This is a genomic window from Acidovorax sp., from assembly GCF_016783915.1.
Lineage (GTDB): Bacteria > Pseudomonadota > Gammaproteobacteria > Burkholderiales > Burkholderiaceae_C > Acidovorax.
Map to the genome: position 1 here is coordinate 18,510 of NZ_JADHVT010000040.1, position 14,521 is coordinate 33,030.

General features: G+C 65.2%; 14 protein-coding genes. 8 read left to right on the forward strand and 6 right to left on the reverse strand.

The window, feature by feature from the left end; translation table 11 throughout:
- Positions 1-40 precede the first annotated feature (40 nt).
- On the forward strand, positions 41-1,270 hold the full coding sequence (locus ISS20_RS10260) for an AGE family epimerase/isomerase (RefSeq protein WP_291436249.1): 1,230 nt from the start codon (positions 41-43) through the stop codon (positions 1,268-1,270).
- Between the two features lie 490 nt (positions 1,271-1,760).
- On the opposite strand, the gene ISS20_RS10265 is transcribed toward ISS20_RS10260, so the two are convergent.
- Positions 1,761-2,690 (reverse strand): SMP-30/gluconolactonase/LRE family protein, encoded by a 930-nt coding sequence (locus ISS20_RS10265; RefSeq protein WP_291436251.1) that lies wholly within the window; start codon positions 2,688-2,690, stop codon positions 1,761-1,763.
- A gap of 101 nt (positions 2,691-2,791) precedes the next feature.
- Between ISS20_RS10265 and edd the strand changes: the two genes are divergently transcribed.
- The 3 genes from edd to ISS20_RS10280 all read left to right on the forward strand — a co-directional run bounded on the left by edd (position 2,792) and on the right by ISS20_RS10280 (position 5,735).
- Positions 2,792-4,561 (forward strand): phosphogluconate dehydratase, encoded by a 1,770-nt coding sequence (edd, locus tag ISS20_RS10270; protein WP_291436253.1) that lies wholly within the window; start codon positions 2,792-2,794, stop codon positions 4,559-4,561.
- Positions 4,552-5,208 carry a bifunctional 4-hydroxy-2-oxoglutarate aldolase/2-dehydro-3-deoxy-phosphogluconate aldolase gene (gene eda, locus ISS20_RS10275; RefSeq protein WP_291436255.1) on the forward strand — a complete coding sequence of 219 codons (657 nt, stop codon included), beginning with the start codon at positions 4,552-4,554 and terminating at the stop codon, positions 5,206-5,208. The genes edd and eda overlap by 10 nt, the downstream gene beginning before the upstream one ends.
- 227 nt (positions 5,209-5,435) lie before the next feature.
- Positions 5,436-5,735: a DUF805 domain-containing protein gene (locus tag ISS20_RS10280; protein WP_056744079.1), complete on the forward strand. Its 300-nt coding sequence runs from the start codon at positions 5,436-5,438 to the stop codon at positions 5,733-5,735.
- Positions 5,736-5,864: 129 nt separating this feature from the next.
- Here ISS20_RS10280 and groL read toward each other — a convergent pair whose 3' ends face one another.
- The 3 genes from groL to argC form a co-directional block, all read right to left on the reverse strand.
- Entirely contained in the window at positions 5,865-7,517 is a 1,653-nt protein-coding gene (gene groL / locus ISS20_RS10285) for a chaperonin GroEL (protein ID WP_056058489.1), read from the reverse strand.
- 175 nt (positions 7,518-7,692) lie between these two features.
- Positions 7,693-7,983, reverse strand: a complete 291-nt coding sequence (locus tag ISS20_RS10290; protein ID WP_108615608.1) for a co-chaperone GroES — start codon at positions 7,981-7,983, stop codon at positions 7,693-7,695.
- A 191-nt stretch (positions 7,984-8,174) separates the two neighbouring features.
- Positions 8,175-9,110 (reverse strand): N-acetyl-gamma-glutamyl-phosphate reductase, encoded by a 936-nt coding sequence (argC, locus tag ISS20_RS10295; protein WP_291436266.1) that lies wholly within the window; start codon positions 9,108-9,110, stop codon positions 8,175-8,177.
- 108 nt (positions 9,111-9,218) lie between these two features.
- Here argC and ISS20_RS10300 point away from each other — a divergent pair, with 108 nt between their 5' ends.
- Complete coding sequence (locus tag ISS20_RS10300) at positions 9,219-10,106, forward strand: LysR family transcriptional regulator (RefSeq protein WP_291436268.1); 888 nt, start codon at positions 9,219-9,221, stop codon at positions 10,104-10,106.
- Between the two features lie 66 nt (positions 10,107-10,172).
- On the opposite strand, the gene petA is transcribed toward ISS20_RS10300, so the two are convergent.
- Positions 10,173-10,799 carry a ubiquinol-cytochrome c reductase iron-sulfur subunit gene (gene petA, locus ISS20_RS10305; protein ID WP_291436269.1) on the reverse strand — a complete coding sequence of 209 codons (627 nt, stop codon included), beginning with the start codon at positions 10,797-10,799 and terminating at the stop codon, positions 10,173-10,175.
- Between the two features lie 365 nt (positions 10,800-11,164).
- Between petA and ISS20_RS10310 the strand changes: the two genes are divergently transcribed.
- Positions 11,165-12,514 (forward strand): sigma-54-dependent Fis family transcriptional regulator, encoded by a 1,350-nt coding sequence (locus ISS20_RS10310; RefSeq protein WP_291436271.1) that lies wholly within the window; start codon positions 11,165-11,167, stop codon positions 12,512-12,514.
- An 89-nt stretch (positions 12,515-12,603) separates the two neighbouring features.
- On the opposite strand, the gene ISS20_RS10315 is transcribed toward ISS20_RS10310, so the two are convergent.
- Positions 12,604-13,311 carry a TetR/AcrR family transcriptional regulator gene (locus ISS20_RS10315; protein ID WP_291436273.1) on the reverse strand — a complete coding sequence of 236 codons (708 nt, stop codon included), beginning with the start codon at positions 13,309-13,311 and terminating at the stop codon, positions 12,604-12,606.
- Between the two features lie 182 nt (positions 13,312-13,493).
- Here ISS20_RS10315 and ISS20_RS10320 point away from each other — a divergent pair, with 182 nt between their 5' ends.
- Both ISS20_RS10320 and ISS20_RS10325 read left to right on the forward strand, forming a co-directional pair.
- Entirely contained in the window at positions 13,494-13,643 is a 150-nt protein-coding gene (locus ISS20_RS10320; RefSeq protein ID WP_291436275.1) for a hypothetical protein, read from the forward strand.
- On the forward strand, positions 13,643-14,521 hold an 879-nt coding region (locus tag ISS20_RS10325; protein WP_291436276.1), incomplete at its 3' end, for an FAD-dependent oxidoreductase. The genes ISS20_RS10320 and ISS20_RS10325, both read left to right, overlap by 1 nt.

The window sequence follows — 14,521 nt, forward strand, 5'->3', positions numbered from 1 at the left end:
GGTTGCTGGCCGACAGCCAATGCATCAGGAGACACACCCCATGGCGATTCCGCCCCTGCCGGACTTCCGGTCCGCTGCCTTTTTGCGCCAGCATCTGCGTGACACCATGGCGTTCTATGCCCCCGTGGCCACCGACCCGAGCGGCGGGCAGTTCCACTTCTTTCTGGACGACGGCACGGTCTACAACACGCGCACCCGCCATCTCGTCAGCGCCACCCGTTTTGTGGTCACGCACGCCATGCTTTACCGCACCACGGGTGAGGCACGCTACCAGGCGGGCATGCAGCACGCGCTGCAGTTTTTGCGCTCCGCATTCCTCGACCCCGCGACGGGCGGCTATGCGTGGCTGATCGACTGGCAGGATGGCCGTGCCACCGTACAAGACGCCGCACTCCACTGCTACGGCATGGCCTTTGTGATGCTGGCCTGTGCCCGCGCTTACGAGGCCGGAGTGCCCGAGGCACGCGAGTGGCTGGCCCAGGCGTTTGACACTGCCGAACATCACTTCTGGCAACCCACCGCAGGCCTGTATGCCGACGAAGCAAGCCCCGATTGGCAGCTCACCAGCTACCGGGGCCAGAACGCCAACATGCACGCCTGCGAGGCCCTGATCTCGGCCTTTCGCACCACGGGAGAGTGCCGCTACATCGAGCGTGCCGAACAACTGGCGCAAGGCATCTGCCAGCGGCAGGCCGCGTTGTCCACACGCGCCCTTGCGCCCGCAGCCGAAGGTTGGGTGTGGGAGCACTTCCATGCCGACTGGTCGGTGGACTGGGACTACAACCGCCACGACCGCAGCAACATCTTCCGCCCCTGGGGCTATCAAGTCGGCCACCAGACCGAATGGGCCAAGCTGCTGCTGCAACTCGATGCCTTGCTGCCCGCCGACTGGCACCTGCCATGTGCACAGCGCCTGTTCGATGCCGCCGTAGAGCGCGGTTGGGATGCCGAACACGGCGGCCTGTACTACGGCATGGAGCCCGACGGCAGCATCTGCGACGACGGCAAATACCACTGGGTGCAGGCCGAGAGCATGGCCGCCGCTGCCGTGCTGGCTGTGCGCACGGGCGATGAACGCTACTGGCAGTGGTACGGCCGCATCTGGACCTACTGCTGGGCGCATTTTGTGGACCACGAACACGGCGCATGGTTTCGCATCCTGCACCGCGACAACCGCCACACCACCCGCGAGAAGTGCAATGCGGGGAAGGTGGACTATCACAACATGGGGGCGTGTTATGACGTGTTGGGGGCGCTGGGAGGGGTGTGAGTAAGAATGATGGCTATCGGCCAGAAGCGGCCATTGATCTTGGAAGAGGAAACGACATGAGCCAAGGCACAGACGGGCTGTCACAACCTGAGAGGCCATCGTCGGCATTTGAGCGGATAGGCGGGAAAGCGATCCTTCTTATGCTCGCCGCTATGTCGGGTAGTGCAGGAGTCATCGCCTTGCAAACCGGAGAACTTGCCGAGGGAGGATCGCGTAGCGCCCCTTTACAGGTTAACGTTCTGCACGGAGTAGCCGCGTACACCGGTGGTGCGTTTCTCCTCTCCGTTAGTGCAACACTGCTCGTGTGCGCCTTGTCAGGGTTCAGATTTCGGCGGACGCTATTCGCCTTACTTACCGTTAACCTTGCAGCGTTCTTTGCGGCCATGGCCGGACGTATTTTTGCTCTGTAACCAAGGCGTTGACTATCCGCTTTGGGCCCAAACCCGAAGCCCGGCACCTCTCTCCCTGAGCAGAATCCCGTACCACGCACTCAGCCTGCGAAGAAATTCACCGGTAGTCCCTGCGCCTTCGCGCGCACGCTGAACAGCGATCCCGCAGGAGTCTTCGCCTCCTGCTCCTCCACCGGCCTCCCGGCCCTTGCCGACGTGATGTACAACGTCCGCAAATCCTCCCCCCCAAAACACACCATGGTCGGGCACTGCACGGGCGCGGCAATGCGCTGCAGCACTTCACCCGCTGGCGAGAGCTGCAGCACACACGCCCCTTCGTACATCGCCACCCAGTAGTTCCCCTCTACATCCACCGCCGCGCCATCGGGCCTGCCGCCGTAGGGCTGGCCTTCCACCTTGCGGTCAAACTGCACCCAGAGGCGGCGGTTGGTGATTGCGCCCGTGCCCACATCAAAGTCAAACCGGTCAATGCGGTGCTCGGGCGTGTTCGACCAGTACATCGTGCGGTTGTCGGTGCTGAAGGCCAGGCCGTTGGCGGTGAAGTTGTCGCCCGCCATGTGGCGCACGCTGTAGCCGGTGGCGCTGGCCGGGTCGGCCTGCAGGCACCACAACGCGGCATCAGGCGCAGTGCGGGGCGTGATGACCGAGCCCGCCCAGAAGCGGCCTGCGGTGTCGCACCGGCCATCATTCAGGCGCAGCACAGCGGTGTCGTGCTGCTCAGGTGGCAGCAGGGCCAGGCAGGTGAGGGCGGTGGGGTCCGCGCTGTCCTTCGCCGTGTCCAGAAGATAGAAACCGTTTCGTAACCCGATTACCAAGCCGCCGCCCGCCGCAGGGGCGCAGCAGCCGGGCTCGCTGGGCATGGGCCATTGGCGATGCTGGCCGGTGCTGGGGCTCCACGCATGCACCGCAAAGCCCTGGATGTCGCACCAGTAGAGCTGTTGCTCCTGGGGGTGCCAGAAGGGGGATTCGCCCAGTTCGGACGGCGGCACGGGTAGAGTTTGCAGGGTCATGGGTTGAAGCGAGGTGGTTATCGAGTTACATTTTAGGGCCTCAGATAACAGGCGCCAGGCACACCGGCCTGGGGCCGAGCCACCCACCGATGGAGACTTCCATGCACCCAGTTGTAGCGCGCGTGACCGAGCGCATTGTCCAGCGCAGCGCAGACACCCGCGGCGCTTACCTTGCCGGCGTTGACGCCATGATCGCCCGCAAGCCCGCGCAAGACCGCATGGGCTGCGCCAACCTGGCCCACGCCTATGCGGCGCTGCCGGGCTCGGACAAGTTCAAGGTCACCGTCGAAAAGGCGCCCAACATCGGCGTGGTCACGGCCTACAACGACATGTTGTCAGCCCACCAGCCCTACCAGAGTTACCCTGCCGTTTTGCGCGACGAAGCTGCCCAGCACGGCGCGACGGTGCAAGTGGCCGGCGGTGTGCCTGCGATGTGCGACGGCGTGACGCAGGGTACGCCCGGCATGGAGCTGTCGCTGTTCTCCCGCGATGCCATTGCCATGGCCACGGCGGTAGCGCTGTCCCACGATGTGTTCGATGGTGCGCTGCTGCTGGGCGTGTGCGACAAGATCGTGCCGGGCCTGCTGATCGGTGCGCTGCACTACGGCCACCTGCCCTGCGTGTTTGTGCCCGCAGGCCCCATGGGCACGGGCCTGTCGAACAAAGACAAATCCAAGGTGCGCGAGCAGTACGCACAAGGCCTGGTGGGCCGCGAAGAGCTGCTCAAGGCCGAGTCCGCCGCGTACCACAGCCCTGGCACCTGCACCTTCTACGGCACGGCCAACAGCAATCAGATGCTGCTCGAAGCCATGGGCCTGCATGTGCCCGGCGCGGCGTTTGAAGCGCCTGGCACCGAAGCGCGCGAGGCCTTCACCCGCCAGGCGCTGCGCACGGTGCTCGACATCGGCAAGCGCGGCAGCCGCTTCACACCCATTGGCAAGCTGGTGGACGAGCGCTGCATCGTCAACGCCATGGTGGCGCTGCTGGCCACAGGTGGCTCCACCAACCATCTGATCCACTGGGTCGCCATTGCGCGCAGCGCGGGCATTCTGATTGACTGGACGGACTTTGACGAACTCTCGTCCGTGGTGCCGCTGCTGGCCCGCGTGTACCCCAATGGCGATGCCGATGTGAACCAGTTCCAGGCGGCAGGCGGCCCGGCGTGGATCCTGCGCGAGCTGCTGGCGGGGGGCTTCATGCACCCCGATGTGATGAGCGTGAACGCAGGCGGTATTGCCGATGGCGGCAAGAGCGCGCCCGCCGTGTCGGGCGACACCTCGGTGCTGCGCCCCGTGAGTGAGCCCTTCTCGCCCACGGGCGGCCTGCGCCTTCTGCAAGGTCGCCTGGGCCGTGCGGTGATCAAGGTGTCTGCCGTGCCCGAAGACCGCCACGTCGTCCAGGCCCCGGCCCGTGTATTCGATTCGCAAGAGGCCTTGCTCGCCGCTTTCAGTGCGGGCGAGGTGAACCAGGACATGGTGGCCGTGGTGCGCTTTCAGGGCCCGCAGGCCAATGGCATGCCTGAGCTGCACAAGCTCACGCCGCCGCTGGCGGTGCTGCAGAACCAGGGCTTCAAGGTGGCGCTGGTTACCGATGGCCGCATGAGCGGCGCGTCGGGCCGCGTACCCGCTGCCATCCACGTCACGCCCGAGGCACTGGCCGGGGGCCCGCTGGCCAAGGTGCGCGATGGCGACATCGTGCGGGTGGATGCGGTGGCTGGCACGCTCGATGTGCTGGTGGATGACGCCGAGTGGGCGGCACGCGCCCTGGCACCCTACAACGCCCCTGCACCGACCGGCTTCGGCCGCGAACTCTTCACCAACTTTCGCCGCCACGCAGGCGGTGCCGAACAAGGAGCCTGTACATGGCTGTAACCACAACACCCGCCCCCATGAACCCGCTCGACATCGCCAGCCACGGCCCTGTCATCCCCGTCATCGTGATCGACCGCGTGGAAGACGCGCTGCCCCTGGCGGAAGCACTGCTGGCTGGGGGTGTGAAGGTGCTGGAAGTCACGCTGCGCACCGCTGCGGGCCTGCCCGCCATTGAAACCATTGCGCGCCACCTGCCCGAAGCCGTGGTGGGCGTGGGTACCGTGCTCAACGCCGATGACGCCCGCCGCGCGAGCGAAGCCGGCGCGCGGTTTGCCGTGAGCCCTGGCTACACCTCGGCCGTGGGCAGCGCCTGCAAGGGCCTGAACCTGCCGCTGCTGCCCGGCGTGGCCACGTCGAGCGAGATCATGGCGGCGCTGGCCGATGGGTTCTCGTTCCTCAAGCTGTTCCCGGCCGAGGCCGTGGGGGGGATTCCGCTGCTCAAGTCCTGGGCCAGCCCGTTTGGTCAGGTGAGCTTTTGCCCCACGGGTGGCATCACCAATGCCACCGCCCCCAATTACCTGGCGCTGCCCAACGTGCGCTGCGTGGGTGGCTCTTGGCTCACGCCCACCGATGCAGTGCGTGCGGGCGACTGGGCGCGCATCACGCAACTGGCGCGTGACACCCAGGCGCTGCGCAAAGCGGCTTGAGCGGTCGCTGCAGCGGGATTGGTAGCGAAAACCGCTGGATGCGCTAGTGCAATATGCACTGATAGCTATAAAAATAAGAGCAATTGACGCCTCGTCGCGTGGCATTGGCGGCACAGCGAGGCTGCTGTGCACGCCAAGCCCGCTGGACTTGTCGTAGCGCCCCCCTATCATGGCCACGCGGGGTAACCCGTGACCAAGCAATGATTGTTCAAGAGAGGGAGTTCGCTATGGATTTTGTTTCGGCTGTCAAAAGCTGCTTTGCGCAGTACGCAGGGTTTTCGGGCCGTGCGCCACGTTCCGAGTTCTGGTGGTTTGCTTTGTTCCAGTTCGGGGTGCTGGTGATTGCCACCATGATCAGTCAGGTGCTTTACGGCATTGCCGCCCTGGCCCTGCTGCTGCCTGCGCTGGCCGTGGGGGCTCGACGCTTGCATGACATTGGCCGTTCTGGCTGGTGGCAACTGCTGTCGCTCACCGGTATCGGCACCCTGGTGCTGATTTACTGGTGGGTGCAACCCAGCGGGGAGTAAAGCCACGGCATGCCAGCGTCTTGAGTTGGCCCTGTAGAAAAAGAAAAAGCCCGCAGACCGTAAGGCCTGCGGGCTTTTGTGTGATGGGCTGCGCAGTCAGCACCAGGCCGCTGCGCAGGGGCCTGGCAATTACATGCCCATGCCGCCCATACCACCCATGCCGCCCATGTCTGGCATGCCGCCGCCAGCACCGGCTTCTTCCTTGGGTGCTTCTGCAACCATGGCTTCGGTCGTCAGCAGCAGCGATGCCACGGAGGCCGCGTTTTGCAGAGCCGTGCGGGTGACCTTCGTGGGGTCCAGAATGCCCAGTTCGAGCATGTCGCCGTAGGTGTCGTTGGCAGCGTTGAAGCCAAAGTTGCCCTTGCCAGCCAGCACTGCGTTCACCACCACGGAGGCTTCGCCACCGGCGTTGTTCACGATTTCGCGCAGGGGAGCTTCCACCGCCTTCAGCACCAGCTTGATACCGGCGTCTTGGTCAGCGTTGTCGCCCTTGATCGAGTCGCCCACGGCTTGCTTGGCACGCAGCAGCGCCACGCCGCCGCCAGCCACAACGCCTTCTTCCACCGCTGCACGGGTAGCGTGCAGTGCGTCTTCCACGCGGGCCTTCTTTTCCTTCATTTCGACTTCGGTGGCAGCGCCGACCTTGATCACGGCCACACCGCCGGCCAGCTTGGCCACGCGCTCTTGCAGCTTTTCGCGGTCGTAGTCGGACGTGGCTTCTTCGATCTGCACGCGCACTTGCTTCACGCGGGCTTCGATGTCAGCAGCAGCGCCGGCGCCGTCGATGATGATGGTGTTTTCCTTGCCCACTTCGATGCGCTTGGCCTGGCCCAGGTCGGCCAGGGTCACCTTCTCGAGGGTCAGGCCCACTTCTTCAGCGATGACCTTGCCGCCCGTCAGGATGGCGATGTCTTCCAGCATGGCCTTGCGGCGGTCGCCGAAGCCAGGAGCCTTCACAGCCACAACCTTCAGGATGCCGCGGATCGTGTTGACCACCAGCGTAGCCAGGGCTTCGCCTTCGACTTCTTCGGCAATGATCAGCAGCGGACGGCCGGCCTTGGCCACTTGCTCCAGCGTGGGCAGCAGGTCGCGGATGTTGCTGATCTTCTTGTCGAACAGCAGCACGAAGGGGTTGTCCAGAATCGCGGATTGCTTTTCGGGGTTGTTGATGAAGTAGGGCGACAGGTAGCCGCGGTCAAACTGCATGCCTTCCACGACGTCCAGTTCGCTGTCCAGCGACTTGCCGTCTTCCACGGTGATCACGCCTTCCTTGCCAACCTTGTCCATGGCGTCAGCGATCAGCTTGCCGATGGTTTCGTCGGAGTTGGCGGAGATCGAACCCACTTGGGCGATTTCCTTGGAGGTGGTGGTGGGCTTGGAAGCCTTCTTCAGCTCGGCAACCAGGGCCGTCACAGCCTTGTCGATACCGCGCTTGAGGTCCATCGGGTTGATGCCAGCGGCCACGTACTTGAAGCCTTCGCGCACGATGGCTTGTGCCAGCACCGTGGCGGTGGTGGTGCCGTCACCAGCGTTGTCGCTGGTCTTGGAGGCCACTTCCTTCACGAGCTGGGCGCCCATGTTCTGCAGCTTGTCCTTGAGTTCGATTTCCTTGGCCACGGACACACCGTCCTTGGTCACGGTAGGGGCGCCGAACGAGCGCTCCAGCACCACATTGCGACCCTTAGGGCCCAGAGTCACCTTGACCGCGTTGGCCAGAATGTTCACGCCTTCAACCATGCGTGCGCGGGCTTCGCCGCCGAAAACTACGTCTTTTGCTGCCATTTTTGGCTCCTAGAGAAATCTAAAAATTCGTGAAACAGATGACTGTGTCGAGAAAAGAATTGCGTAGCGAGCGGTTCACAAGCTAGGCGGACGGAGCGCAGGAACCGCAACGTACTTGCTGTACGTGAGGATTCCGAGCACCGCCCAACGACGCATGTGGGCCGCGCAGTAGCAATTACTTCTCGACAACTGCGAACAGATCGTCTTCCTTCATGACCAGCAGCTCGTCGCCGTTGACCTTGACGGTCTGGCCCGAGTATTTGCCGAACAGAACGCGGTCACCGACCTTCACGTTCAGGGCGAGCACTTCGCCCTTGTCGTTGCGCTTGCCGGGGCCGACGGCCAACACTTCACCTTGATCGGGCTTTTCGGCGGCGTTGTCAGGGATCACGATGCCGGAAGCGGTCGTGGTTTCGCTTTCAATACGCTTGACGATCACGCGATCGTGCAGAGGGCGAAGGTTCATTGCAATGCTCCTGTTTTCAGTAAAAAAAGCTGAGGGACTCAATCAGCCCCGGCCATCCGGGGCCACCAAACTGCCAGCAGAGAGCACAGTGTTAGCACTCGTCTGCGGTGAGTGCTAATGATACGGGCATTTGTGGCCATTTCAAGACACCCCCCAGAACATGTGGGGGAAGTTTCTTGTCTCCGCGGCTTTCAGGTGGTGCCATCCAGCATCAGATCCAGGTTCTGCACCGCTGCCCCCGAGGCCCCCTTGCCCAGATTGTCAAACACGGCGGTCAGCAACATCTGACCGTGACGGGCGTTGCTGAACACACCCAGCTGCAGCCGGTTGGTGCCGTTCAGGGCTTGCGGGTCCAGATGCTCGGTTGCTTCGGTGGTGGCGATGGGCATCACCTCGACGAAGGCGGCGTCGGCGTAGTGCTGCTGCAGGCAGGCGTGCAGGTGTTCGCCTTGCGTACCCGGCGCGAGCTGCCGCAGATGCAGCCCGATGGTCAGCACGATGCCCTGGCGGAATGCGCCGTACGAGGGCAGGAAAAACGGGCGCTGCGACAGCCCGGCGTGTTGCGCGATCTCGGGCGTGTGTTTGTGCTCCAGCTGCAGCCCGTAGACCTGGAGGGCGGGCGCATGGGCTGCCTTGGGGCCTTCGTGGGCTTGCACCCGGGCACGCCCACCGCCGGAATATCCCGACACCGCGTGGATGTTGAGCGGGTGGTCGGCAGGCAGCAGGCCGGCCTGCACCAGGGGCCGCAGCAGGGCCACGGCGCCGGTGGGGTAGCAGCCGGGGTTGCTGACGCGTTGCGCCTTGGCGATGCGTGCGGCCTGCGCCGCATCCATCTCCGGAAAACCATAGACCCATTGCGGGGCCGTGCGGTGGGCCGAGCTGGCGTCAATCACGCGCACGGCGGGGTTGTGGATGGCGGCGACGGCTTCACGCGCAGCGGCGTCGGGCAGGCACAGGATGGCGATGTCGCAGCTGTTGATGGCCTCGGCGCGGCGCGTGGGGTTCTTGCGGTCGGCCTCGGGCAGTGTCAGCAACCGCAGGTCTGTGCGGCCGTGCAGGCGCTGGTGGATTTGCAGGCCGGTAGTGCCTTGGTCTCCATCAATGAAGACGAGAGGTCGGGTGGTCATGGTGCGGACTCCTGGCAGGGGTGGGGGTGGGATGTGGAATCTTCAGCCCCGATCTAAAATTTGAAAAGTTGAATTTCACAAACATCAAGATCAGTTCTGCTGAACGTCATGCGCGAACTCAATCTCGACCGGCTGCGCACCCTGGTCACCATCGCTGACCTCGGGTCCTTTGCGGAAGCTGCCCGCACGCTGCACCTGGCACCGCCCACGGTCAGCCTGCACATTGCGGACCTGGAGGCGCTGATTGGTGCGCCGTTGCTGGTGCGCAAGCGGGGCGAGGTGCGGCCGTCCGGCGCGGGGGAGGTGCTGGTGGAGCGGGCCCGGCGCCTGCTGGCCGATGCCGATGAGGCGATGGACCTGGTGCTGCGCCAGGTGCAGGGGCTGGAGGGGCGTGTGCGGTTGGGCGCCTCCACCGGCGCCATTGCGCACCTGCTGCCCCAGGCGCTAGAGGTGCTGGGCCAGCACCACCCCGGCATTGATGTGCAGGTGGTGGTGCTTACATCGCAAGAGACGATGTCGCGGCTGGCCCTGGGTACGCTGGATGTGGGGTTGGTCGCCTTGCCGATGGCCTCGGTGCGCGGGGTGACGGTACTGCCGTGGCGGCGCGACCCGGTGATGGCGTTCGTGCCGTCCGCCTGGACAGCACCCCGGCGGGTCACGCCGCAATGGCTGTCCGGTCAACCGCTGATCCTGAACGACAACGGCACCAGTCTGTCGCGCCTGACAAGCGATTGGCTGGCCCTGGCGGGCGAACACCCCAAGGCGCGCATCCAGCTCAACTACAACGATGCCATCAAGAGCCTGGTGGCGGCCGGGTATGGGGCCACGCTGCTGCCCCACGAGGCATCAACCGCCACGCCGCTGGATCCGCGCATCCGCATGCTGCCTGTGCAGCCCCGACTGTGGCGGCCCCTGGGCATTGCGCACCGCGCGGGCGCTGTGGAGCGCGCTACCCAGCATGTGCTGGACGTGCTGTGGCAACAAAAGCAGGTGTGACACCAGTCCATGTAACCCGCTGAGGGCAGCGTCACCGGCCTTCTTCCCATGGCTGCTGGCCACTGCTCAGGCTGCGTCATCCCCGATGCGCAATTGGGTGTCGGACACATAGCGATGTGGCGGCACCTCCAGATTGGTGGGCGCAGGCTTGTTCTTGAAGACGCGGCCCGCCAGGTCGAAGGTGGAGCCGTGGCAAGGGCAGAAGAAACCACCTTGCCATTGGTCACCCACGCTGGGGTTGGCAGTGCCAGCAGCCACGGCCGTGGGCGAGCAGCCCAGGTGGGTGCAGATCCCCACCGTGACAAACACTTCCGGGCGGATGGAGCGTTGCGGGTTGCGGGCGTACTCGGGTTGCTGGTCCTTGCGCGAGGCGGGGTCGGCCAGTGCTGCGTCTTGCTGCGGCAGGGCGGCCAGCATCTCGGGCGTACGCCGCATGACCCACACGGGCTTGCCGCGCCATTCCACCGTCTTCACGCCGCCGGGCGGCAGGTCGCTGATGTCCACCTCCACACTGGCGCCCATGGCCCGCGCGCGTTCGCTGGGGGCAAAGCTGGACACCAGGGGCACGGCAACCCCCGCAGCTGCCACGCAGCCAGCGGCGGCCGTCAGCAGCACCAGCTGCCTGCGCTCTGCATCGCGGTCGCCGTCAGGGCCTTGCAGGCGACCATTGGGGGTGGCAGGAGTGAGGGGCATGGGGCGCTTTCAGAGAGGTGGAATGGGGCCCGCCATCGCAGGAAAAATGCTTTTCCGACTGGGGGAGGGCTGCCGTCCGCAACGTTGCCGGGCGGCAATCGCTTACCGCAAACGGCGTGCCATCACCCACCAGCTGCACGACACGCTGGGCGCCGTGCATGAAAAGCCTTTGCATTCAATGGGTTGCATGGGTGGAACGGTCGGGACCGTTGTGCTGTCAGGCCGGTGGGTGCCAGACTCACTGCCATCGGGGCTGCCAAACCGACTGCCAACTGCCATCCATTGCAGCCCACATGGCATAGATCAAATGTCCGCTGGCGAAACGGGTGCACCGTCGGTGCACTTGCATGTACCGAGGTTTTGCCATGTCCCGTCTTCCCGCTCCGCCTTCCGAACTGGTGTCTTTTCTGGAAGGGCTGACCGAGCCGCACATCTTGCTGGACGACCGCCACCACATCCTGGCAGCCAATGGCGCCTATCGCCGCCAGTTCGGCGTTGCAGGCTGCGTGGTGGGCCTCACTTGCCACGCCGTGTCCCACCATGCCAGCGTGCCCTGCGATCAGGCGGGCGAGTCCTGCCCCATGGCGCAGGCGCGCGCCTCGGGGCAACGCGAAAGGGTGCTGCATGTGCACTACACGCCCCAGGGTGAGGAATATGTACAGATCGAACTGACCCCGGTGGCAGGGGTGGAGGGCGCCCCCGGCTTCTTTGTGGAAAAAATGCTGCCCCTGCCCGTCGCGGCGCAGCCGGTGTCTGCGGCGCAAGGGCTCATCGGGCGTTCGCCCGCGTTCCAGAAGATGCTGGGCCTGGTGGCGCGGGTGGCGCCGTCGCGCGCTGCGGTGTTGCTGCTGGGTGAGTCGGGTACGGGCAAGGAGCTGGTGGCCCATGCCGTGCACCAGGGGAGCGTGCGGGCGCGGCGTGCGTTGGTGCCGGTGGATTGCTCCAGCATGCCCGAAGCGCTGTTCGAGTCCGAGCTGTTTGGGCACGAAAAAGGGGCGTTCACCGGTGCGACCCAGGCCCGGCCGGGGCTGATGGAGGCCGCAGACGGCGGCACGCTGTTTCTGGACGAGGTGGGGGACATCCCCCTGCCGCTGCAGGTCAAGCTGCTGCGCCTGCTGGAGACCGGCACCTACCGCCGCGTTGGCAGCACCGAGCAGCGGCACGCCGACCTGCGCGTGGTGTCTGCCACACACCGCAACCTGCAGCACATGGTGGCCGAAGGGCGCTTTCGTGAAGACCTGTACTACCGGTTGAGCACCTTCCCCATCCACCTGCCTCCGCTGCGCGAACGTCAGGGCGACACAGCCCTGCTGGCACGCGCGTTGCTGGAGCGCGTGTCACCGCCACCCCGCATGCTGCACTTGTCCGGTGCTGCGCTGGCCTTGCTGGATGCACAGCCCTACCCAGGCAATGTGCGTGAGCTGCGCAACCTGCTGGAGCGCACCGCCTTGCTGTGCGATGGCGACACCATCGACGCGGAGCATGTGCAGCAAGCGCTTGCCTGTGGCCTGCCACCGCTCGCGGGCGGGGTGGCGCAGGGGGGGGCGCCTGGCTTGGCTGCTTTGGCGGGGTTGCCACGCCGCCGCCCCGCGCTTGACGACGAGGCCCTGCGCCATGCCGTGGCTGCCCACCAGGGCAGCCGTGTGGCGCTGGCGCGGCGGCTGGGCATCAGCGAGCGGTCGCTGTACCGGAGGCTGAAAACATTGGGTGCTTGACGCCGAAAAGTGAAGGAATTGGCCCCAAGCGCATATATTGATTATGCTGGTTGCTATTGTTTATATAGCATCTGGTGTACCGTTCTCGCTTACACCACTGCATCGGTCGCCAGCGCGCTCAGCACCATGCGCACGATCAGCTCCTCGGCCTTTTCGTAGTCACGCTCGGTGAGCGCAGGCTTGCCCAGCAACAGGGCGAACTGGGCTTCCTGCTCAGCATACGCCTGGGTGACCGACCAGATGATGAACATCAGGTGTGTGAAGTTGACCTTGGCAATGCGGCCCTCGCGCGCCCAGCGCTCGAAGGTGCGCACCTCGGTCTTGAGCAGCGGTGCCACGCGTTCGGTGATGGCCGTGCCATACCGTGGTGCGCCCGCAATCACCTCTTTGGTGAACACCTTGGCGCCCTGGGGGCGCGTGCGCGAGTAGTGCAGCTTGGCGCGGATGTAGCGCCGCAGCGCCTGCTGGGGATCGTCGCTGTGCGACAGGTCTTCCATGCCCGCCAGCCACTGGGTGAGCACATCGTCCAGCACCCGCTGGTACAGCGCCTCCTTGCTCGGGAAGTAGTACAGCAGGTTGTGGCGGCTGATGCCGATGGCGGCGGCAATGCTCTCCAGCGATGCCCCCTCAAAGCCGAATTGCGCAAACTGGTTCTCTGCCTCGGTGAGGATGCCCTGCTCCTTGAGCAAGCGCGAAGCCGTGGGGGCGCGGGGCGCGGTCTCGTCATTGGCGGGTGGACGGACCGCCTTGCGGGGGCGGGGAGGCGGGTTGGCAGGGGACGGGCGGGCTGCAGTCATTGCACCATTGTGGAACAAGCTGGGGCCTGAAAACTGGCCGTTGGCTGGCTGGAGGCTGGCACGCGGTTTGCTGTAGGGATTTTACCAATTGGTAAATTTTTACGGGTTGGTAAATTGATCCACAACGCAGGGCACTGCTGCAACAACGCAGCGGGCACCTGCCCCCCACAGCGAGGACCACGATGAAACCTCCGAAGTTTGCGGGCACCAGCATTCACGCTGGTGCCGCATTGGTTGGCGCCACTGGCTGGCGCTCCAACGCTGCGCGGCGTGCGCATGCACGCCCGATGGGCGCCCAGATCCCCACCCTCACCCTCTCGGAGGAAACCTGATGGACACACCCGCAAGCCGTGCCTGCGGCATTCATGCCGCACGCCTGAATCTGGCCGACTACGCTGCCAATTTCAGTGACGCGCACCCGCCGCTTACCCGCCCGCAGGCGCTGATCGAGGCCGAGCGCTGCTACTACTGCCACGATGCGCCCTGCGCCACCGCCTGCCCCACGGGCATCGACATTCCCTCGTTCATCCACCGCATTGCGCAGGACAACAACCGGGGCGCGGCCCGCGCCATCCTGGAGGCGAACCCGCTGGGCGGCATGTGCGCTCGGGTGTGCCCCACCGAGGTGCTGTGCGAGCAGGCCTGCGTGCGCAACACCAACGAAGACAAGCCGGTGGAGATCGGCTCACTGCAGCGCTACGCCACCGATGCCTTCTTTGCCCAGCCCGGTGCACCGCTGTTCCAGCGCGCAGCCGCCACTGGCAAGCGCGTCGCCGTGGTGGGCGCAGGGCCTGCGGGCCTGGCCTGTGCGCATGGCCTGGCCGTGCGCGGGCATGACGTGGTGCTGTTCGAGGCGCGCCCCAAGCTCGGTGGCCTCAATGAATATGGCCTCGCCAGCTACAAGACCACCCACAACTTTGTGCAGAAGGAAGTGGAGTGGCTGTTGTCCATCGGTGGCATCGAGGTGCACACCGGCCAGCAACTGGGCCGTGACATCACGCTCGACAGCCTGCTGGGCGGGTACGACGCTGTGTTCCTGGGCTTGGGCCTGCAGGGTGTGAACGCGCTGGGCGTGGCTGAGCCCACAGTCACCGGCCTGCGCAATGCCGTGGATTTCATTGCCGAGCTGCGCCAGAGCACCGACCTCTCCACCCTGCCCGTGGGCCGCCGCGTGGTGGTGATTGGTGGCGGCATGACGGCGGTGGATGCC

Coding starts and splice junctions, on each gene's coding strand:
- ISS20_RS10260 (WP_291436249.1), top strand. CDS start 41: ATGGCGATTCCGCCCCTGCCGGACTTCCGGTCCGCTGCCTTTTTGCGC.
- ISS20_RS10265 (WP_291436251.1), bottom strand. CDS start 2,690: ATGACCCTGCAAACTCTACCCGTGCCGCCGTCCGAACTGGGCGAATCC.
- edd (WP_291436253.1), top strand. CDS start 2,792: ATGCACCCAGTTGTAGCGCGCGTGACCGAGCGCATTGTCCAGCGCAGC.
- eda (WP_291436255.1), top strand. CDS start 4,552: ATGGCTGTAACCACAACACCCGCCCCCATGAACCCGCTCGACATCGCC.
- ISS20_RS10280 (WP_056744079.1), top strand. CDS start 5,436: ATGGATTTTGTTTCGGCTGTCAAAAGCTGCTTTGCGCAGTACGCAGGG.
- groL (WP_056058489.1), bottom strand. CDS start 7,517: ATGGCAGCAAAAGACGTAGTTTTCGGCGGCGAAGCCCGCGCACGCATG.
- ISS20_RS10290 (WP_108615608.1), bottom strand. CDS start 7,983: ATGAACCTTCGCCCTCTGCACGATCGCGTGATCGTCAAGCGTATTGAA.
- argC (WP_291436266.1), bottom strand. CDS start 9,110: ATGACCACCCGACCTCTCGTCTTCATTGATGGAGACCAAGGCACTACC.
- ISS20_RS10300 (WP_291436268.1), top strand. CDS start 9,219: ATGCGCGAACTCAATCTCGACCGGCTGCGCACCCTGGTCACCATCGCT.
- petA (WP_291436269.1), bottom strand. CDS start 10,799: ATGCCCCTCACTCCTGCCACCCCCAATGGTCGCCTGCAAGGCCCTGAC.
- ISS20_RS10310 (WP_291436271.1), top strand. CDS start 11,165: ATGTCCCGTCTTCCCGCTCCGCCTTCCGAACTGGTGTCTTTTCTGGAA.
- ISS20_RS10315 (WP_291436273.1), bottom strand. CDS start 13,311: ATGACTGCAGCCCGCCCGTCCCCTGCCAACCCGCCTCCCCGCCCCCGC.
- ISS20_RS10320 (WP_291436275.1), top strand. CDS start 13,494: ATGAAACCTCCGAAGTTTGCGGGCACCAGCATTCACGCTGGTGCCGCA.